Annotated in this window: 22 protein-coding genes; 2 read left to right on the forward strand and 20 right to left on the reverse strand. The window is 62.4% G+C overall.

All coding sequences use genetic code 11. From position 1 onward, the window contains the following. Positions 1 to 14: 14 nt before the first annotated feature. Genes E4P32_RS23070 through E4P32_RS23080 form a run of 3 tightly spaced genes read right to left on the reverse strand, consistent with a single transcriptional unit; the run spans position 15 to position 2,088 of the window. Positions 15 to 815 (reverse strand): molybdopterin-dependent oxidoreductase, encoded by an 801-nt coding sequence (locus tag E4P32_RS23070; protein WP_116436242.1) that lies wholly within the window; start codon positions 813 to 815, stop codon positions 15 to 17. Continuing rightward, positions 812 to 1,435 carry a cytochrome b/b6 domain-containing protein gene (locus tag E4P32_RS23075; protein ID WP_116436243.1) on the reverse strand — a complete coding sequence of 208 codons (624 nt, stop codon included), beginning with the start codon at positions 1,433 to 1,435 and terminating at the stop codon, positions 812 to 814. Before E4P32_RS23075 ends, E4P32_RS23070 begins: the two co-directional genes overlap by 4 nt. A gap of 11 nt (positions 1,436 to 1,446) precedes the next feature. Further along, entirely contained in the window at positions 1,447 to 2,088 is a 642-nt protein-coding gene (locus E4P32_RS23080; protein WP_116436244.1) for a DUF5666 domain-containing protein, read from the reverse strand. A gap of 231 nt (positions 2,089 to 2,319) precedes the next feature. Here E4P32_RS23080 and E4P32_RS23085 point away from each other — a divergent pair, with 231 nt between their 5' ends. After that, positions 2,320 to 3,948 (forward strand): NAD(P)/FAD-dependent oxidoreductase, encoded by a 1,629-nt coding sequence (locus tag E4P32_RS23085; RefSeq protein ID WP_116436245.1) that lies wholly within the window; start codon positions 2,320 to 2,322, stop codon positions 3,946 to 3,948. A 60-nt stretch (positions 3,949 to 4,008) separates the two neighbouring features. Here E4P32_RS23085 and E4P32_RS23090 read toward each other — a convergent pair whose 3' ends face one another. From E4P32_RS23090 to E4P32_RS23145, 12 genes are all read right to left on the reverse strand, one after another. Continuing rightward, entirely contained in the window at positions 4,009 to 4,653 is a 645-nt protein-coding gene (locus E4P32_RS23090; protein ID WP_116436246.1) for a DsbA family protein, read from the reverse strand. Beyond that, positions 4,650 to 4,898 carry a 4-oxalocrotonate tautomerase family protein gene (locus E4P32_RS23095; RefSeq protein WP_116436247.1) on the reverse strand — a complete coding sequence of 83 codons (249 nt, stop codon included), beginning with the start codon at positions 4,896 to 4,898 and terminating at the stop codon, positions 4,650 to 4,652. The genes E4P32_RS23090 and E4P32_RS23095 overlap by 4 nt, the downstream gene beginning before the upstream one ends. 169 nt (positions 4,899 to 5,067) lie before the next feature. Next, the gene (locus E4P32_RS23100) at positions 5,068 to 5,652 is read right to left on the reverse strand and encodes a HutD family protein (RefSeq protein ID WP_116436248.1); all 585 of its coding nucleotides are present in this window, start codon (positions 5,650 to 5,652) and stop codon (positions 5,068 to 5,070) included. Positions 5,653 to 5,732: 80 nt separating this feature from the next. Continuing rightward, entirely contained in the window at positions 5,733 to 6,665 is a 933-nt protein-coding gene (gene hutG / locus E4P32_RS23105; protein ID WP_233526755.1) for a formimidoylglutamase, read from the reverse strand. Between the two features lie 13 nt (positions 6,666 to 6,678). Next, positions 6,679 to 7,476, reverse strand: coding sequence for an amino acid ABC transporter ATP-binding protein (locus E4P32_RS23110; protein ID WP_116436250.1), 798 nt, complete (start codon positions 7,474 to 7,476; stop codon positions 6,679 to 6,681). Continuing rightward, complete coding sequence (locus tag E4P32_RS23115; RefSeq protein ID WP_116436251.1) at positions 7,476 to 8,141, reverse strand: amino acid ABC transporter permease; 666 nt, start codon at positions 8,139 to 8,141, stop codon at positions 7,476 to 7,478. The genes E4P32_RS23110 and E4P32_RS23115 overlap by 1 nt, the downstream gene beginning before the upstream one ends. Positions 8,142 to 8,315: 174 nt before the next feature. Continuing rightward, the gene (locus tag E4P32_RS23120; protein WP_116436252.1) at positions 8,316 to 9,080 is read right to left on the reverse strand and encodes a transporter substrate-binding domain-containing protein; all 765 of its coding nucleotides are present in this window, start codon (positions 9,078 to 9,080) and stop codon (positions 8,316 to 8,318) included. A gap of 82 nt (positions 9,081 to 9,162) precedes the next feature. Next, on the reverse strand, positions 9,163 to 9,924 hold the full coding sequence (locus E4P32_RS23125; protein ID WP_233526756.1) for an IclR family transcriptional regulator: 762 nt from the start codon (positions 9,922 to 9,924) through the stop codon (positions 9,163 to 9,165). 250 nt (positions 9,925 to 10,174) lie between these two features. Further along, positions 10,175 to 10,966, reverse strand: a complete 792-nt coding sequence (locus E4P32_RS23130; RefSeq protein WP_116436254.1) for an SDR family oxidoreductase — start codon at positions 10,964 to 10,966, stop codon at positions 10,175 to 10,177. Between the two features lie 114 nt (positions 10,967 to 11,080). Next, complete coding sequence (locus tag E4P32_RS23135; protein WP_116436255.1) at positions 11,081 to 11,326, reverse strand: hypothetical protein; 246 nt, start codon at positions 11,324 to 11,326, stop codon at positions 11,081 to 11,083. A 45-nt stretch (positions 11,327 to 11,371) separates the two neighbouring features. After that, the gene (locus E4P32_RS23140; RefSeq protein ID WP_116436256.1) at positions 11,372 to 11,866 is read right to left on the reverse strand and encodes a hypothetical protein; all 495 of its coding nucleotides are present in this window, start codon (positions 11,864 to 11,866) and stop codon (positions 11,372 to 11,374) included. A gap of 170 nt (positions 11,867 to 12,036) precedes the next feature. Then, positions 12,037 to 12,621 carry a TetR/AcrR family transcriptional regulator gene (locus E4P32_RS23145; protein ID WP_116436257.1) on the reverse strand — a complete coding sequence of 195 codons (585 nt, stop codon included), beginning with the start codon at positions 12,619 to 12,621 and terminating at the stop codon, positions 12,037 to 12,039. A 163-nt stretch (positions 12,622 to 12,784) separates the two neighbouring features. Here E4P32_RS23145 and E4P32_RS23150 point away from each other — a divergent pair, with 163 nt between their 5' ends. Continuing rightward, on the forward strand, positions 12,785 to 13,933 hold the full coding sequence (locus E4P32_RS23150; protein ID WP_116436258.1) for a GGDEF domain-containing protein: 1,149 nt from the start codon (positions 12,785 to 12,787) through the stop codon (positions 13,931 to 13,933). A 97-nt stretch (positions 13,934 to 14,030) separates the two neighbouring features. Here the strand turns inward: E4P32_RS23150 and phaP are convergent, their stop codons facing one another. From phaP to E4P32_RS23170, 5 genes are all read right to left on the reverse strand, one after another. Beyond that, positions 14,031 to 14,591, reverse strand: a complete 561-nt coding sequence (gene phaP, locus E4P32_RS23155) for a TIGR01841 family phasin (protein ID WP_116436259.1) — start codon at positions 14,589 to 14,591, stop codon at positions 14,031 to 14,033. A 212-nt stretch (positions 14,592 to 14,803) separates the two neighbouring features. Then, positions 14,804 to 15,991, reverse strand: a complete 1,188-nt coding sequence (locus E4P32_RS23160) for a patatin-like phospholipase family protein (RefSeq protein ID WP_116436260.1) — start codon at positions 15,989 to 15,991, stop codon at positions 14,804 to 14,806. A 120-nt stretch (positions 15,992 to 16,111) separates the two neighbouring features. Beyond that, positions 16,112 to 16,357, reverse strand: coding sequence for a DUF3717 domain-containing protein (locus E4P32_RS23165; protein WP_116436261.1), 246 nt, complete (start codon positions 16,355 to 16,357; stop codon positions 16,112 to 16,114). A 22-nt stretch (positions 16,358 to 16,379) separates the two neighbouring features. Then, positions 16,380 to 16,520, reverse strand: a complete 141-nt coding sequence (locus E4P32_RS24190) for a hypothetical protein (RefSeq protein WP_167735754.1) — start codon at positions 16,518 to 16,520, stop codon at positions 16,380 to 16,382. 11 nt (positions 16,521 to 16,531) lie between these two features. Further along, complete coding sequence (locus E4P32_RS23170) at positions 16,532 to 17,749, reverse strand: MFS transporter (protein WP_116436262.1); 1,218 nt, start codon at positions 17,747 to 17,749, stop codon at positions 16,532 to 16,534. Positions 17,750 to 17,796: the final 47 nt, after the last annotated feature.

Genomic DNA, 17,796 nt, shown 5'->3' on the forward strand with positions numbered 1-17,796 from the left:
CTGATGTACCGGCGTCAGACGCCGCTGAACCAGTTGTAGCCCTGGTCTTCCCAGTAGCCGCCCGGGTTCTGGTTGGTCACGTAGAGGGCGACGACATGCTTCGGGTTCTTGAAGCCGAGCTTGGTCGGCACCCGCACCTTGAGTGGAAATCCGTACGACGTGGGCAGGGCTTCGTTGCCGAAGTCGAGCGCCAGGATCGTCTGCGGATGCAGGGCCGTCGGCATGTCCAGGCTGGAGTAATAGCGGTCGGCACATTTGAAGCCGACGTATTTCGCGGTCATGTCGGCGCCGATGGCTTGCAGGAAGGTCCGCAGCGGAATGCCCGACCACTGGCCGATGGCGCTCCAGCCTTCGATGCAGATGTGCCGGGTGATCTGGGCCGCCTGCGGCAGCGTGCGCAGACGTTCTATCGTCCACGGCTGCTTGTCGCTCACCATGCCCGAGACTTCGAGGCGCCAGTCGGCGACGTCGATGTCGGGAGCGTTGACCTCGTCATAGAAAGCGTTGAAGGGGAAGGGATTGGTGATCTGGCTCGCGGCATACGTCGGCGCCAGCTTGTCGCCGCGGAAGAGCGCAGCCTGCACCCGGTCGTTCCAGCGCGACATGGCCCACAAAACCTTGTCCACCTGATCGTTGTCCTGCAGATCGCAGCCGGACAGCATCGACAGCGCGCCCACGGACAAGGACGCCCGCAAGGTCGTCCGCAGGGATGATCGTAAAAACAGACGCCGTTCCAGTTTCACCAGCGCCGTGCGGTGGTCCGCCAGGCGAATGCCGGCGGGCTTGCGCGGCGGTTTGTCATCCTGTTGGCTCATGGCATATTCTCCGCGTGCTCGTTGACACGTCCCCGACCCGTGATCATGGGCAGCAGGGTCTTGGGGACCAGCGCCACCAGCAGCAAGTGGATCACGACGAACGCCGCGATGCCCGCCATGGCGGCAAAATGCACCTTGCGTGCGAAGTCGAAGCCACCAAGCAGGTCACACAAGGCATCCAGTTGCACCGGCTTCCAGATGGACAGCCCCGACAGCACGGCCAGCAGGCCCAGCGCGATCACGCCCCAATACAGCAACTTCTGGACGGCGTTATAGACGCCCGGCCGGTGCGGCAATTTGAAGCGAAGCGCCTGGCTGGCATCGCCGACCACGTCGCGCGCATGTAGCGGCAGCAAATGCCGGCGGAAGTGCCCGCTGGCCACGCCATACACGACATAGAACACGCCGTTGGCGAACAGTAGCCACATCGCCGAGAAATGCCAGGCAATCGCGCCGCCCAGCCAGCCGCCCAGGGTGGCCCACAGTGGAAACTTGAAGCCGAAGAGCGGCGAGGCGTTGTAGATGGCCCAGCCGCTCATCAGCATGCAGCCGATGGCAAAGGCGTTGAGCCAGTGCGCGATGCGCACGGCCAGCGGGTGAAGCAGCACGTTCTTGCGCATCGGAGGCCTTCTTACATTGGCGGCGCGACGCCGTTCTTGCCGGCGCTGATCGACGCGGCGGTCAGGCTGCCGTCCGGATTCTTGCGCGCGCGCACGACCACCTTGGCGCCCACCACCAGCAGGGAGCGGTCGCCGGCTTCGATGTTGACGATAGGCACGTCTTCAGGAACGATGATTTTCTTTTCGCCGCCCTTGTACTTGAGCGTAAGCGTGCGGCCGTTGCTGGCGACCACATCGCCGACGGTGCCGTTGGTCATGGTGCTGTTGGGCGCCAGGTCGAACGGGCGGTGGCCGTCGCCGGTACCGGCCAGGGCAGGCGGGAACACGTGTACTTCCAGCGCCTTTTGCGAACCGTCCGGCTGCGGAATGGCGGCCGCGCCGATGTAGCTGCCGGGTTTGATGTCATTGATGTTGGCCAGGGAAATCGCCGCGACGCGGGTGTCCTTGTCGAGCTTGATGGCCTGTTCGGCGCCGCGGTTGGTCTTGACGACCAGGTTGTCGCCGCTGACCGAGGTGATCGCGCCGCGCACGCCGGTCGGCGCAGGCGCCGGTGTCTGCGCGAAGGCAGCGGGGGCGATGAGGCCGGCTGCAAGGACTGGCAAAATGACGGATGCTACCGCGCCGCGAAGGCGCTGCTGGAGGGAGGCATTCATAGAGTGGAGTGGGACCGGTGGGTTGAGGTATTGTCATAGTAGGCAAGCGATCTGCCATTCTGATGACATTTACATGACAAAAATGTCAGTTTGCGGCGATACCATGGCGTCGCGCGACGCCGGCAGGCAAGGGTGGGCAGGGTTTGGCAAGGCCCCTTGGAGTAAAATGCCGGCTGCTGCAAAAAAACACCCGAAACGGCCATGCAGCGTTTCTCAACTGAAAGACTGCATATGCTGCGAATAAGCGAAATACAACTCCCCCTCGACCATCCCGAAGCCGACCTGCGCGCCGCCATCCTCGCGCGCCTCGGCGTTGCCGATGCGGACCTGTTGAGCGTGAGCCTGTTTCGCCGCAGCTACGATGCCCGCAAAAAATCCGCCGTCACCCTGAATTACACCGTCGACGTCGAAGTGCGCGACGAAGCGGCCGTGTTGCAAAAGCAAAGCCTCAAGGACAAGTCGCCGATCGTGCCGACGCCCGACACCAATTACCATTTCGTCGCCAAAGCCCCGGCCGGACTGAGCAAGCGTCCCATCGTCATTGGCACCGGCCCGTGCGGGATTTTCGCCGGCCTGATCCTGGCCGAGATGGGCTTCAATCCGCTGATCCTGGAACGCGGCAAGACCGTGCGCGAACGCACCAAGGACACCTGGGGTCTGTGGCGCCAGCGCGAACTGAAGCCGGAATCGAACGTGCAATACGGCGAAGGTGGCGCCGGTACTTTCTCCGACGGCAAGCTCTACAGCCAGGTCAAGGACCCCAAGCACTACGGCCGCAAGGTGCTGACCGAGTTCGTCGCCGCCGATGCGCCGCCGGAAATCATGTACGTCAGCAAGCCGCACATCGGCACTTTCCGCCTGGTGAAGATGGTGCAGCTGATGCGCGAAAAAATCGTCGCGCTGGGCGGTGAGTTCCGCTTCGAGCAACGCGTCGACGACCTCGTCATCGAAGACGGCCAGGTGCGTGGCGTGACGCTGGCCGGCGGCGAACATATCGCAGCCGATCACGTCGTTCTGGCGATCGGCCACAGCGCGCGCGACACTTTCCAGATGCTGTACGACCGCGGCGTCTACATGGAAGCCAAGCCGTTCTCGATCGGCTTCCGCGCCGAACATCCGCAGTCGCTGATCGACAAGTGCCGCTTCGGCCCCAGCGCCGGTCATCCGATTCTCGGCGCGGCCGACTACAAGCTCGTGCATCACGCCTCCAACGGCCGGTCGGTCTACAGCTTCTGCATGTGCCCGGGCGGCACCGTGGTGGCGGCGAGCTCGGAGCCGGAGCGCGTGGTCACCAACGGCATGAGCCAATACTCACGCAATGAGCGCAACGCCAACAGCGGCATCGTGGTCGGCATTTCACCGGCCGACTATCCCGGCCATCCGCTGGCCGGCATCGAATTCCAGCGCAAGTGGGAGTCGCGCGCCTATGAACTGGGCGGCCGCAACTACGACGCGCCGGGCCAGCTGGTCGGCGACTTCCTGGCGAAGAAGCCATCCACCCAGCTCGGCAGCGTGACGCCGTCGTACAAGCCCGGCGTGCTGCTGGGCGAGCTCGATCAATCGCTGCCCGACTACGCCATCGACGCCATCCGTGAAGCGCTGCCGTTCTTCGACAAGCAGATCCGCGGCTACGCGATGCACGATGCGATGCTGACCGGCGTCGAGACGCGCACCTCGTCGCCGGTGCGCATCCGCCGCAACGACGACACGCTGCAAAGTCTCAATACCAAGGGTCTGTATCCGGCCGGCGAAGGCGCCGGTTATGCGGGCGGGATCATGTCGGCGTCCATCGACGGCATCAAGGTGGCCGAAGCGGTGGCGCTGGCAATCATGGGCAGTGTGGGAGGCGTGAGCGCGTAATCTCGCAAGGAGATTACGCGGGGCGTTGCCGGGTTCATTGCCTGGTTCATTGTTTGGTTGTTAGTGCAACGCCGATTGCAGAATCGACCGCAGATTTGCGTCGAGTTCATTGACGGAGACATAACCCGGACTGAGGTTCATCAGCTCGCCGTCCTTCTCCAGGAACAGCGTCGGAAAACTTTGCACGCCCAGCGCACGGGCCCGGCGGAAATCGCTGTGCGCAGCGGCGATGGTGTTTTCCTTCGACCACACCCGATAGAACATGTCGGCATCGATCGCATGACCGGCCAGCGCCAATGCATCCGTCGCCAGCCGGCTCAGGATGCGGCCATCGGTGGTATCCACCGCTTCCACATAAAAGCCATGCTGCAACGCGCGGAATATCGCCAACAGATCCGCCTCGGGCGCAAGGATGCGGGCGGCGACCACTGCGCGGCAGATCGGCTCGGTGTCGTACACGAAATTCTCACGCGCCATCAGGCCTTCGCGATTGAACGGCAACCCGCTGGCCGCTTCCACGCGCGCCCAATGCGTCAAACGGAACTGCTTGCCGGCGTCGTCGAGCACATCGGTGGCGCCGGCGCGTAAGCCGCCCACCACGATTTCCACCGGCAGATCGGGATGGCGTTCAGTCAGTTCGGTGAGTTCCTTGCCGAAGCCGTAGCACCATGAGCACATGGGGTCGCCTACATAAACGAGCTTCATTTCTTGTCCTGACTTTCGATGGACTTTGCTGCTTTTTCGGCCGCCTGGCGCTGGCGCAAGCCAGTCACGTTTTCCATGCCGACGCCCCAGTTGTCGGTGTCGACTTCATCAATGACGACGAAGGTGGAGGAGGGATGCTTGTTGAGGACGCGCTGGAGCAGCTCGGCGGTGCCCTGGATCAGTTCCAGTTTCTGTGCGGCGGTGATGACGCCTTCGCGGGTAACGCGGATGTTGACGTAGGGCATGGTGAAACTCCTTGGATCGTGAGGTGATGGGGAACGTCTGCTTCACGATGGACTATACCGATGCCCTCCGCATTGATAAATACGGGGCAATGCAATTGAGTTAATACACAGTGTAATGAATGCTTGAATACGCACCGCCGGGACCGGCAGCGACAGGAGACGGAGCGCCTTAGCGCGGCTGCCGGTACAACTGCACCAGCATCAGTTCCGCCGCATCCGAAATCAGCAGGCGTTCTTCGTCCGCATCGCGGAACAGCACGGCGTCGCCGGCATGAACCTTGGTCTCGTTGGCCAGTTGGCAATTGCCGTTGACGACGTACACCAGCGCGGTGTCGCCGGCCGCCGACAGTACCGTGGGCCGGGTGATGGTCAGTTGTTCCAGCGTGTGGGTGAAGGCGGCGCGGCGCGTCATGACGTTGAAGTCGACGATGCCGCCGCCGATCAGCGTACAGTGGATCGCGGTCTCGCCGTCGAAGCGGTAGACCGGATCGCGCGGCGTTAATTCACGTTGCTCGATCCCAAGCTCGCCGGCAACGTCGAGCAGGATGCCTTTGCCTTCCAGGATCGCCAGCGAACGATCCACGCCCGGGAACAGCGAAAACTCATTGGCCTGCTGCACCGTGGCGACGCTGATGCGCCAGTCGAAGGAGTCGAGCGAGCTGTCCTGCGGAAAGCGCTGGATCTCGCATGTCATGCCGCCGCCGTTTTTCCAGCGCATCAGGCGTTGTTGCGATTGCGGGATCAGGACGGACATGGGAGAGGCCGGTTAAGGAGAGTGTGGGCGATAAGTGGAACAGGGGTGCTGCGGCCGTAAGGCGCGCAGCACGCTCTATTCTATGCCGGTTGCAGGATCAGGTGCGCCAGACGCGCGGCGACCTTGGCGGTCATGCCGTCGCGGTCATAGACCGGATTGCATTCGGCAATGTCGGCGGCGATCAGTTTGCCGCTGGCGCGGATGGAGGAGACCAGCTTTTCGACCTTCTCCAGCGCCATGCCGAAGGCGGCCGGGGCCGACACGCCGGGCGCCTTTTCACCGGGCAAGACGTCGAGGTCGATGGTCAGGTAGACGTCGGTGACGTCTTCCAGGCGCAGGCGCAATTGCGCGTCGAGTTCGGCCAGGCTGCGGGTGGCGACGTCGGTGTCGCTGACGTATTCCACGCCCAGTTGCTGCGCGCGCGTGAACAGCGCCGGCGTGTTGCCGAGCTGGCTGATGCCGAAGCACATATAGTGGAAACCGACGTCGGCCCATTCGCACCATTCGGCGATCTGCTTGAACGGCGTGCCCGAGGTCGAGCGTTCGGCTTCGCGCAAATCGAAATGGGCGTCGAAGTTGATGATCAGCAGCTTGCGCTGCGGCATCGAACGGCCGAGGTGGCGCATGATGCCGAGGAAGCTGCCGTACGCCACTTCATGGCCGCCGCCCAGCACCAGCGGAAACACGCCTTGCGCCATGACGTCGGCGATCTTGCCGGCCAGCCGTTGCTGCGCCTGTTCGAGGTCGCCGTCGTGGCAGTCGATGTTGCCGGCGTCGGCCAGTTGCGTGATGCGGTGCGCCGGCAGGTTCGCCAGCATGCGGCGGATCGCGTCCGGACCTTGCGCGGCGCCGACGCGGCCGTGGTTGCGGCGCACGCCTTCATCGCTGGCGAAGCCGATCAGCGCGCCGCCGCCCTTGACGTCATTGCTGAACGGCACCACCAGTTGATGCAGGCGGCGGGTGTCGCCGGCGCTGTCATGATCGATGCGGCCGTTCCAGAGAGTGTGATCCATGCTCAGATAAATCCTATGCTGCTGATGAGTTGTTGCGGGTCAATACCGCCTGCAAGAAGCTGCGGGTGCGTTCCTGCACCGGATTGACGAAAATCTGTTCGGGTTTGCCGGCCTCGACGATGCGGCCCTGGTCCATCACCACGACGACGTCGGCGACCTCGCGCGCGAAGCCCATTTCATGCGTGACCACGATCATGGTCATGCCTTCGTTGGCCAACGCCTTCATGACTTGCAAGACCTCGCCGACCAGCTCCGGGTCGAGCGCCGACGTCGGTTCGTCGAACAGCATGACCTTCGGTTGCATCGCCAATGCGCGGGCGATGGCGACGCGCTGCTTCTGGCCGCCCGACAGGGTGGCGGGCATGGCGTCGGCCTTGGCGGCGAGGCCGACCTTGGCCAGCAGCGCACGCGCCAGCGTGTCGGCTTCGTCCTTGGGGGTGCCGCGGATCTTGCGCGGACCGACAGTAACGTTGTCCAGCACCGACAGATGCGGGAACAGGTTGAACGACTGGAACACCATGCCGACCTGCGTGCGCAGCTCGTTCAGGGCGTGGTCGGCGATCATCTTGCCGTTCACCAGCAGGTCCTGGTTGCAGATCGAGATGCTGCCTTCTTCCGCCACTTCGAGACCGTTGCAGCAGCGCAGCAGCGTGCTCTTGCCGGAGCCGCTGGGGCCGATGATGACGACCACCTGCGAGGTCGCGACCTCAAGGTCGATGCCGTGCAGGATGCGATGGCCGGAGAAGGATTTGCCGAGTTTGGAGACCTTGATCATGGGCGTGGTTGTTGATGACGATGAGGACGATGACATCAGACGGCTCCTCCTGCGCGCAGGTGTTTCTCGACCCGCTGCAGGGCCATGCTGGTGAGGCTGGTCAGCACCAGGTAGACCAGCGCGACGGCGATATAGACTTCCAGCGAACGGTAGGACACGCTGATGATTTTCTGGCCTTCGTGCATCAGGTCGGCGATGGTCAGCAACGACACCAGCGCCGAGTTCTTGATCAGCGCGATGAACTCATTGCCCAGCGGCGGAATCATGCGCACGACGGCTTGCGGCAGGATGATGGTGCGCATCGCCTTGCCGGACGACATGCCGAGCGAACGCGCCGCTTCCATCTGGCCCTTGTCGATCGACTGGATGGCGCCGCGCACGATTTCCGACACGTAGGCGCCGGAATAGATGCCCAGGCCCAGCACGCCGCACAGGAAAGCCGGCAGCAGGATGTCGAATTGCGGCAAGCCGAAGAACAGCAGGAACAACTGCACCAGCAGCGGCGTGCCGCGGATGAAGGTGACGTAAGCAGTACAGATGCCGTAGACCAGGCGCTTGCTGCGATCCAGCCGGCCGAGGCCGACCAGCAGGCCGAGGAAACAACCGAGCACCAGCGAGATGGCGGTGATTTCCACCGTCACGATGGCGCCATGCAACAGGTCCGGCCAGCCCTCGAATACGGGCACAAAATCTAAACTCATCTGATCTCCTTACGTCTATAACCTGCTCGCGATCCTACTGCGAGGCCATGATCCGGCGTCGGGCGGTGCTCGGAATCCTCATGTGCTCAAGCACACTCCGGTTTCTCCGCTCCGTCCGCCACCGGCTGATGGCCTCTCGCTACGGATCGCAAACAGGTTCTTGCTTTTCGTTAATTACTTGGCCGACGACGACAACCACTTCTGCACCAGCTTGTCGTAGCTGCCGTCGAGCTTGACCTTCTTGAGCGCGGCGTTCATCTCTTCGGTCAGCTGCGGCAGGTCCTTGCGCACGGCGTAGCCGTACAACTCGATGCTGACCTGCTTGTCGAGCACCTTCATGCCGGGACGGGTCTTGGCGTATTCGATGGCGGCCGGTTTGCCGGTGACGGCGGCATCGGCGCGGCCGATTTCAACCAGGTTGAACATTTCCTGGTTCTTCTCGACTTCGATGCGCTCGGCTTGCGGGTAATACTCTTTCAGGTAGTTCGCCGACTTGGTGCCGACCTGCACCGAGACCTTTTTGCCGGCCAGATCGGACGGCTGCTTGATCGCGTTGTTGCTGGCCTTGGTCAGGACCACCAGGCCGCCCGGATAGTACGGGTCGGTGAAGTTGACCACGCGGCGGCGTTCTTCGGTGATGTAGATGGCCGACGAGGCGACGTCGAAGCGACGCGACACCAGGCCGGGGATCAGGCCCTTGAAATCGATGTCGGTCCATTCGACCTTCTTGCCCATGGTCTTGCCCAGCAGTTCGATCAGTTCGATGTCGAAGCCGGTGCGCTTGCCGTCCTTGAAGAACTCGAACGGCGGGAAGGTGGCATCGGTGGCGACGCGGATGACGTCAACGGTCTGCGCACAGGCCAGCGCCGGGGCGACGGTAAAGCCGGCGGCGAGACTGACGGCGGCGAGCATGCGGATGAGGCGGCGGCGGTGGTTCATGGTTTCTCCCTCGGATGGACAACTTATGGACGACTTAATGGACAACTTGTAATGGACCTGCAACGGACTTCTGGTGAACTGATTAAAACAAGGCAAGACGTTCGCTGATGGTCGCGGCGGCCTGGACCGTGGCGGCAATTAGCTCGCGCTGCCGCTCTTCGGCCCGGATCGCCGGCGCCATCAGGGTAATCGCGCCGGCCGCCTGGCCGGGCTTGTAAAACACCGGGGCGCTCACGCCCCAGACGCCCCAGTCGACTTCGCCTTCGCTGACCGCATAACCCTGGCTGCGGATGGCGGCGAGTTCGCCGTGCAGGCGCGCGATGTCGTCATCCTTGCCGTGCAGCTGGCGCTCGACGATGTTCTCGGCCATGGCTTGCGGCAGATGCGCCAGCACCGCCTTGGCCGAGGCGCCGCGCGACAGCGGATGCGAGCGGCCCTTGGAAAACGAACAACGCAGCGATTGCTCGCTGTCGACCATGTCGAGGCAGGTGACCTGGTCGTTGACCGCGACCATCAGGCCGACGCTCTCACCGCATTTCTTGGCCAGTTGCAGCATTTCGGGCTGGGCGTTGCTGACCAGGTAAGAGGTATGGTCGAAGCCCCAGGCTAGCTGCACGCTGAGCGGGCCGGGCGCGTAGAAATTGTCCTGCTCCTGCACCAAGCCCCATTTCTTCAGCGGCAGCAGATGGCGGTACAGCGTACTTTGCGGCAAGCCGGTCAGCTCCTTCAGCTTGCGCACGGCGATCGGCTTGCCGTAACGCGCAATCACCGACAACACCATCAGCGAACGTTCGCTGGTGGCGACGGCGGGCTGGGCCAGATGAGCAGGGGCGGGAGAGTTCATGGCCGGATGATTCCTCATTTTTCTCATATTCAGAAATTGAATTCTCACAAAGCGGGAATTTAATTGTAAATCTGGGAAGAGGGCTTGGCGTGTTCATTCGCCTCAAAAGCAGGAAATTTCCCAAGGGAATGAGAAATTCATCGCAGCTTTACTGGAAAAAGATCGCTGTAGAGGGGAGGGGGAATGGAAAAAGCCGGCAAAAATGCCGGCTTCTTTGATGCTGTTGCATGCTTCGCAGGTCGTGCTTTCGTCAGAATGCGCTCTTGATCACCCCGCCGTCGACACGCAGCGCCGCGCCGGTGGTGGCGGAGGCCAGCGGGCTCACCACGTAGGCCACCAGCGAGGCTACTTCCTGCGGCGTGCCGAAGCGCTTGATCAGCGATGTCGGCCGGACGTGGTCGAAGAACTCCGCCTCGACTTGCTCGAAGGTCTTGTCGCTGGCGCGCGCCATGTCTTCGACGAAGTCGCCCACGCCACGCGATTTGGTCGGGCCGGGCAGGATGCTGTTGACCGTGATGCCGGTGCCGGCGACGGATTCCGCCAGCCCGCGCGATACCGCGAGTTGCGCGGTCTTGGTCATGCCGTAGTGGATCATTTCGGTGGGGATCTGCACCGCGCTTTCACTGGAGATGAAGATGATACGGCCCCAGTTGGCCCGCTTCATTTCGGGCAGCACCAGGCGCGCCAGACGCACGCCGCTGAGGACATTGACGTCGAAGAAGCGCAGCCAGTCTTCGTCGGGGATATCTTCAAAGGCCTTGGGCTCGAAGATGCCGAGGTTATTGACGAGGATGTTGATGCCGGGATGACGCTGGATGACTTCATTGGCGGCTTCGGCCTTGCTCAGGTCGCCGGCATAACCCTGGACCGTGCCGCCGGTTTCCGAACGGATGCGCTCCACCGCCTCGTCGACGCTGGCCTGCTTTCTGCCGTTGACGATCACGTTCGCGCCTTCTTGGGCCAGCGTGTGCGCGATCGCGTAACCGATGCCGGCGGTACTGCCGCTTACCAGCGCCGTCTTGCCCTTCAATTGCAAGTCCATGTCGATCCTTCCAGGTTGGTTGTGGAAAATACTGCCACGCCACTATATCAAGGAGTCTCTTCGGTATCCCGCCATGGAAAAAGCCGGCAATTGGCGCCGGCTTTGAGGATGGCTTTAGCGTTTTCGATCCGGCGCGTCGGCATTTGCCGCATCCGACAGCGCGCGGGAGAATTCGCCGTCTCCGGCCTGCGGCTCTTGTGACATCTGCTGCTGTTTCTTTGCGCGCCGTTCGGCGGCCTGGACCTCGGAGGCGAGGCGCCACTGATCCAGATGACGAAAATAGGTGGAGCCGCTGTCGACGCGTCTGGTCGCGCCAACCGCGTCGACGGGCTGAACCGGTGTTACGGGATTGCGTGCCATCTGTTTCTCCTCAGGCAAAACCGACGCCGCATGGCGTCAGCTTGATTATGCTCGTATGCGTGCGGCCTTGCCTTGCCTGCGCAAATACACGATCTGTATGATCAGTCCGACTATCAGCATGGCGAACAGGGCGCCCTGGAAGCCAAGCAGCAATGGCGACTTCAGGTCGGTCACGAACGGATGGCCGTCCGGCACCCGGCGCAGCGTTTCCGAGACGGTCGGCACCATCAGCAGGAATGCAGTCATGCTCAGGAAGATGGTTTCTGCATAGACCGCCGCGCTGCGGCCCACCGGCAATCTCCCCACACCGTAGCCGGCAAGGAGAAAGACCAGCGTGGCCACGGCGATGCCGTAACTGACCGCCTGATGCGCGACCAGGAAAACGCTGACGGCGCCGATCAGCATCGACACGAAATAGATGCCGCCGGCAGTCGAACGCGGCACGATGCGGCCATGGCGCGCAAACATGTACACCGCAGCCGGAATGGCCGGCAGGCTGCCGAGGGTGTGCACCCAGCCGAGATGAGAAATTCCAAACATGGAGCTATCCTTTATCAAAAGAGTGGAGGAGTGCATCGACCTTGTTCCGGAAGTGCAATCCCTGCAAATAAACTACCTACTAATCGGTAGGTAAAATGACCGAACGTTGAAACAATCAATGCGCTTCTTAAACTCTGTCCATCAAGTTTGATTCATCCGGCCTTCAACCATCAGGCCTGATGTGCGACGCGCGCCAGCACCGGATTGACGATGGCGCCGAACATTTTTGCATCCCCATAAGCCCGCGCCGACAGCATGGCGCCGTGGACGGTGGCCATGAAGATGTCCGCCTCTGCTTCGGCCGATCCGGTCAGCGCAAGGCGGCCTTGCTCTGCGCCGCGTGCGAAGACGCCGGTCAGCCAGGCTGCCAGCGCCTTGAAATGCGCGCGCACTTCAAGCGCGATTTCCTCGGGAAGAATCGGCATCTCACTTGCCAGCAGGGCGCAGACGCAAAATGAAGACGCCGCGTCGGCGATGCAACCCTCCCAGAATCCGGCATAGGCGCGCAGCTGTTCCAACGGATCGGAGACGTGCTGCTCCAGCTTGGCGACGCCCGCCTGCATTTCCTCGCGATATCGCGCCACCAGCGTGCGAACCAGCACCGCCTTGCCGGGGAAGTGGTGATGAATGCTGGCGTTGCGGATGCCGATGACCTTGGCGATGTCGGCATAGCTGAAGCCGTTGTAGCCGCCGGCGATGATCAGGGTTTGCGCGCAACGCAGGATGCTGTCGGCAGTGTTGGAGGAATCAGTCATGAGCGTAGCCTACCTTTTAGTAGGTAGATAGTCAAGCGCTGATTGGCAATCCGACGGGCAGGGATACTGCCGCCCTGCAAGCCGGGTGCGGTGAGCGGCGTTAAAATAGCCGGGCCCCTTTTCACCAAGTCTCTTTGGGCAAGCTTAAGCACCCCCGTTATCCATGGCACTCGATCCCTCCAGCATCCTCATTCTTACCACCGCCCTGTCTGCGGCGGCGGCCCTTTACCTGACCGTGGAGTGGGGCAGCGTGCGCGAAAAATCGCTGCTGTTCTGGAGCGCCGGCTTTACGGTCATCACCGCGGGTTCGGCGCTGGCGCTGCTGCGCTCCAGCGGCTTCTTGCTGATCGGCATCTGGTTTGCCAACGGCCTGCTGATCGTCGCGCATTGGTTGTTTCTTGCAGGCGTCTCCCGCTTTACCAACACCCGGCTGTCGCGCGGCTGGTGGCTGATCGGCATGGTCTGGCTGGCGATGTTGCTGGTGCCGGCCGAGCCCTGGTGGTCCAGGGTGATGCTGTGCATTCAATCGTTGCTGATCGCCGGCGTCACGCTGCGCGCGAGTTTCCTGCTGCGTCCGCATGGCGTGTCGCTGAGCGTGGGCGCGGTGCAGTTGCGCTATGTCCTGCTGGCGCACGGTCTGTTCTATGTCGCCAAGGCCGGTTCCACCGTGGCGCTGGGCGCGTTCGTCGACCTGGCGGCCTTCCGCGGCGAAGTGATCCAGATCTCGCTGGTGGAGGGCGCCATGGCGATCATGCTGATCGCCTTGTCCATGACCGGGACCGAACGCCACCGCCGCGAAGAGCGCATCGAACAACTGGCCGCGCGCGACCCGCTCACTGCGCTGTACAACCGTCGCGCGCTCGACATGCGTGCACCGGCCTTGCTGGCGCAGGCCACGCCGACAAATCCCGGCGCCTTGCTGCTGATCGATATCGACAATTTCAAGCAGGTCAACGACCTGCACGGCCACAGCGCCGGCGACAGATTGCTGGTGGCGTTGAGCGAAATGATCCGCGACGCGCTGCCGCACGGCTCGCTGGCGGCGCGGCTGGGCGGAGATGAGTTTGTGATCCTGCTGCGGGAGGCTTCCGGCGACGGCGTGGTGGCGTTGGGCAATGGCTTGCGCGAGGTGTTCGGGCGGATCGCGCGGGAGACGTTTGCGACGCCGTCGGCGGTGACGCTGAGTGTGGGCGCGACGCTGTTCGACCAGCCGCCGGCGGATCTGGCGGCCTTGCTGGAACGCGGGGATGCGGCGCTGTACGAATCCAAGCGCGGAGGACGGGACAGCGTGAGGGTAGTGTCCGCGGTTTAGTCCAACTGCGGGCACATCCTGAAACCGGCCGGCCAATAAAAAACGGACCGCATGGCGGTCCGTGAATGCTTGCTGCTGGTACTACTGGTACTGCTGATTACTTCTTGCGGCCGGTGGTCTTTTCAGCGACTTGAGTGAACTGCTTGGCAGCGTTGCTCAGGTGGCCTTCCAGTGTTTCCACGGCTTGCTTGGTGTTCTTGGTCAGTTGCTCGTAGCTGGCGTTGGCGTTGCCGATGGCCGACTTCAACAGGGCGACTGCGTTTTCCGAACCGGCTGGTGCGTTCTTGGCGATTTCTTCGACCAGAGCGGTCACCTTGCGGCTGGTTTCAGCGACTTGCGCTTCAGTTGCCTTGGTCAGTTCAGCTTGGGTAGCCGACACGATGCTGGCCAGGTGACGACCGTAAGCGGCAGCCTTTTCAGCTGTCGGTTGGGCTTGTGCTTGCGCCAGGGCCAGCAGTTCTTGCGGATCCTTGATGGATGCGAATTGCTGTGCAGTAGCGGCGGACTCTTCCAGCGATGCCTTGGCGGCGCTCAGGTTCAGTTCAACAATCTTTTCCAGACCTTCGAAAGTCTTGGTAGTGATGGTGTTGATCAGATCCAGTTGAGCTTGGAAGTGGGTCTTGGTTGCGGCGGAAAATTGATCTTGGTACGAAAACATGGACTTCTCCTTTGGTTTCAAAAACAGTGATGGACTGGCGGCTTACGTCTCGAATTACTATTTTTGTGCGCCGCAACAATTACTATTTTACGCACTTATTTGGTGAGGTCAAGAACTTTTTGTGCGGCGCACAAAATGTCGGAGAATTGCAATTTTAACAACATAATTTGTTATTGCACAGCACCAATTGTTTCCCATCCGCAACGGTGGCGTCAGCCCGTCGCAACCTCCACCACGGGCGGCAATTCGTGCACCACCACACCGGTGTCAGATACCTTGAACGGACAGCCCTGGCTGACTTCAATGCCGCGCAGGGCGTCCTGATAGCCTTGTTCCCAGCGCCATTCGATCGAACCGCGCGAGAAATTGACGTCCTTGGATGCCATGTTCCAGTCGCGCCCGGCATAGGGCAGGCGCACGATATGGATGGTGGTGTCGGCGCCCAGCTCGGCCAATTGTTTGCGGTCGGACGGCTTGCGCAGGTCCGCCGGCATGCGTTCATACAGCTCGCGCGCCATCTTGCGCAGCTGGTGCTGCTTCAGGTAGGCGTCGATGTGGCGCTGCGAGCGCGAAGCGAAGGTGACGTCCTTCTGGCGCGTCTGCACTTCTTCATAGGTGCGCGGCTCGGGGCCGTCCGCATGCCACAGGTCGACCATCATGCACAATGTGTCCTGGCGCGGCTCGTCGCTGAGCACCGCTTCCAGCGGCGTGTTCGAATACAGGCCGCCGTCCCAGTACAGGTCGCCGTCCACCCGCACCGGCGGGAAGCCCGGCGGCAATGCACCGCTGGCCATCACGTGCTCGGCGCCCAGCGTCTGCAGCGAGGAGTCGAAGCTGACCAGCGAGCCGCAGGTCACCTTGACCGCGCTGACGGTCAGGCGGACGCCATCGGACTTGTCATTCAGATAATCGAAGTCGACGTACTTGTTGAGCGTGGTGCGCAGGTCTTCGGTGTTGTAGAAGCTGGCCTCCTCAGGCGGCACCCCCAGGCCGATGGCGAAAGGACTGAACTGGCGCGGCGTGAAAAAGCCCGGGACGCCGCGGACGAACGTGTCCATGGTGGTGGCCCAGGTCATCAGCTGGCGGGTGGCGTCGGGCACGGCACGCATGTCGATGGCGTCGTCGTGCGACACGCTTTCCCAGAACGCACGCAGGCGAGGGATGCGGTCTTCGCGGCGGTTGCCGGCGATGATGGCGGCGTTGATGGCGCCGATCGAGGTGCCGACCACCCAATCGGGCGTCAGGTCGTGTTCATGCATGGCCTGGTAGACGCCGGCCTGGTAGGCGCCCAGCGCACCACCGCCTTGCAGCACCAGCGCAATACGCGGCTTGGGTGCGGAAGAGGAACGCGAAGAAGAACGCGGAGAAGGGAGACTACTGGCGTCGGGTTTGCGTCGCATCGGGATCCTTGCGGTGAGAGTACGGAGAGACTGCGCGCCGGAAAGATCGTTCCGCAGCGCGTCATGCAAAAATCATACGCCACAAATGCGACGGGCGCGTTGCGGATGCAGGGTGGGGGATCAGGCGCCCTGGCCGGCCCGCGCCTGGCGCCAGGCGTCAAGCAGCTGGCGCGGCTCCTGGCCGATGACCTCGGCGGCGATGCTGTGCAGATGCTCGATGATCATTACCGCGTAGACGTCGGCCAGCGCATTGACTTCAGGCGACAGCGCGCATTCCTCGCCGGTGGCGGGACGCTGGATGCGCCAGTAGTTGATTGCTTCTTCCAGTTCCGTCAGGGAAATAGTGGGTTCGCTCATGCCGTTCATTGTACGCCCGCCGCCATCGGGATCAAAAACACAGCACGATGCGGTTGGCGACGTCGAAGATGAAATCCGGCCGCAGATACGCCAGGAAGGTCGCGCCCAGCACCACGCCCAGCGATGCCAGGATGGCGATTCGCTTGAGGCGCGGAGACGGGCGAAAATTCATGATGAGCGATACTACGAAGCGGCCAGCGGCGCGCGCCGGATGGCCTTTTCGTTGACCGGCAAATTCATCACCGTGGCGAACAGGCCGAGCCCGATGGTGATCATCCAGACCGTGTTGTAGCTGCCTTCGCGGGTGAACAGATAACCGCCCAACCAGACCCCCAGGAAGCTGCCGACCTGATGCGACAGGAACACGAAGCCCGACAGCATCGACAGATGCTTGAGTCCGAAAATGCCGGCGATGATGCCGTTGGTCAGCGGCACCGTCGACAGCCACAGCAAGCCCATCGCCGCCGAGAAGATATACACCGACCACGACGACAGCGGCGCCAGCAGGAACAGGCTGATGGCGATGGTGCGCGAAAAATAGATGGTCGACAGCAGATAGCGCTTGGGCAGGAAGCCGCCCAGCTTGCCGGCGTAATACGAACCGAAGATATTGAACAGGCCGATCAGCGCCAGCGCCGCCACCGCGATATTGGGATCCATCAGGCCCTTGTCCTTGAGATAGGACGGCAGATGCGCGCCGATGAACACCACCTGGAAGCCGCACACGAAATAGCCCGCGATCAGGAACTGGAACGGCCGGTAAGCGAAGGCTTCGCGGGTGGCTTCCCAGATGCTTTGTTCGTGCTTGCCGCTGTGCACCAGCTTCGGCTCGCGCAGGCGGAACGCCATCGGCACCATCACCGCCACCACCAGCGCGGACAACCAGTAGAACGCCTGTTGCCAGCCTGTCACTGAAATCAATTGTTGCTCGACCGGCATCATCACGAACTGGCCGAAGGAGCCGGCCGCCGATGAAATCCCGAAGGCCAGCGAGCGCTTTTCCGGCGGCGCGCTGCGACCGACGATGCCGCTGATCGCGCCGAAAGCGGTGCATGACAACGCCGCGCCAATCAGCACGCCGGAGCCAACCGCGAACAACGTCGGCTGATCCACCAGCGCCATCCACAGCAAGCCGGCCATGTACAGCAGCGCGCCGAGGATGATCACGCGCGCGGTGCCGTAGCGATCCGCCGCCATGCCGGCGAACGGACCGAACACGCCCCACATCAGATTCTGCAGGGCGATCGCCAGCGAGAAGGTTTCGCGCGTCCAGCCGTGCGCCTGCGAAATCGGTTGCAACCAGAAGCCGAGGCCGTGACGTACGCCCATGGCCAGCGTCAGCACCAGGCCGCTGGCAAGCAAGACGGTTTTGAAATCGGGCGCGCGCTCGGAATGGAACATGATGTCGTCTCTCGGCTATCTGTTATTAAAATAATTTCGACAGTTTA

It is taken from the genome of Herbaspirillum sp. 3R11 (assembly GCF_004563925.1).
Classification (GTDB): Bacteria; Pseudomonadota; Gammaproteobacteria; order Burkholderiales; family Burkholderiaceae_D; genus Herbaspirillum.

Excerpts from the sequence above, each read along its gene's own strand:
- E4P32_RS23150 (WP_116436258.1), top strand. The coding sequence starts at position 12,785 with ATGGCACTCGATCCCTCCAGCATCCTCATTCTTACCACCGCCCTGTCT.
- E4P32_RS23115 (WP_116436251.1), bottom strand. The coding sequence starts at position 8,141 with ATGAGTTTAGATTTTGTGCCCGTATTCGAGGGCTGGCCGGACCTGTTG.
- E4P32_RS23075 (WP_116436243.1), bottom strand. The coding sequence starts at position 1,435 with ATGCGCAAGAACGTGCTGCTTCACCCGCTGGCCGTGCGCATCGCGCAC.
- E4P32_RS23165 (WP_116436261.1), bottom strand. The coding sequence starts at position 16,357 with ATGAACGGCATGAGCGAACCCACTATTTCCCTGACGGAACTGGAAGAA.
- E4P32_RS23090 (WP_116436246.1), bottom strand. The coding sequence starts at position 4,653 with ATGAAGCTCGTTTATGTAGGCGACCCCATGTGCTCATGGTGCTACGGC.
- phaP (WP_116436259.1), bottom strand. The coding sequence starts at position 14,591 with ATGTTTTCGTACCAAGATCAATTTTCCGCCGCAACCAAGACCCACTTC.
- E4P32_RS23110 (WP_116436250.1), bottom strand. The coding sequence starts at position 7,476 with ATGTCATCGTCCTCATCGTCATCAACAACCACGCCCATGATCAAGGTC.
- E4P32_RS23070 (WP_116436242.1), bottom strand. The coding sequence starts at position 815 with ATGAGCCAACAGGATGACAAACCGCCGCGCAAGCCCGCCGGCATTCGC.
- E4P32_RS23080 (WP_116436244.1), bottom strand. The coding sequence starts at position 2,088 with ATGAATGCCTCCCTCCAGCAGCGCCTTCGCGGCGCGGTAGCATCCGTC.
- E4P32_RS23120 (WP_116436252.1), bottom strand. The coding sequence starts at position 9,080 with ATGAACCACCGCCGCCGCCTCATCCGCATGCTCGCCGCCGTCAGTCTC.
- E4P32_RS23100 (WP_116436248.1), bottom strand. The coding sequence starts at position 5,652 with ATGTCCGTCCTGATCCCGCAATCGCAACAACGCCTGATGCGCTGGAAA.
- E4P32_RS23125 (WP_233526756.1), bottom strand. The coding sequence starts at position 9,924 with ATGAACTCTCCCGCCCCTGCTCATCTGGCCCAGCCCGCCGTCGCCACC.
- E4P32_RS23145 (WP_116436257.1), bottom strand. The coding sequence starts at position 12,621 with ATGACTGATTCCTCCAACACTGCCGACAGCATCCTGCGTTGCGCGCAA.
- E4P32_RS23160 (WP_116436260.1), bottom strand. The coding sequence starts at position 15,991 with ATGCGACGCAAACCCGACGCCAGTAGTCTCCCTTCTCCGCGTTCTTCT.
- E4P32_RS23140 (WP_116436256.1), bottom strand. The coding sequence starts at position 11,866 with ATGTTTGGAATTTCTCATCTCGGCTGGGTGCACACCCTCGGCAGCCTG.
- E4P32_RS24190 (WP_167735754.1), bottom strand. The coding sequence starts at position 16,520 with ATGAATTTTCGCCCGTCTCCGCGCCTCAAGCGAATCGCCATCCTGGCA.
- E4P32_RS23135 (WP_116436255.1), bottom strand. The coding sequence starts at position 11,326 with ATGGCACGCAATCCCGTAACACCGGTTCAGCCCGTCGACGCGGTTGGC.
- E4P32_RS23095 (WP_116436247.1), bottom strand. The coding sequence starts at position 4,898 with ATGCCCTACGTCAACATCCGCGTTACCCGCGAAGGCGTCATCACCGCC.
- hutG (WP_233526755.1), bottom strand. The coding sequence starts at position 6,665 with ATGGATCACACTCTCTGGAACGGCCGCATCGATCATGACAGCGCCGGC.
- E4P32_RS23130 (WP_116436254.1), bottom strand. The coding sequence starts at position 10,966 with ATGGACTTGCAATTGAAGGGCAAGACGGCGCTGGTAAGCGGCAGTACC.
- E4P32_RS23085 (WP_116436245.1), top strand. The coding sequence starts at position 2,320 with ATGCTGCGAATAAGCGAAATACAACTCCCCCTCGACCATCCCGAAGCC.
- E4P32_RS23170 (WP_116436262.1), bottom strand. The coding sequence starts at position 17,749 with ATGTTCCATTCCGAGCGCGCGCCCGATTTCAAAACCGTCTTGCTTGCC.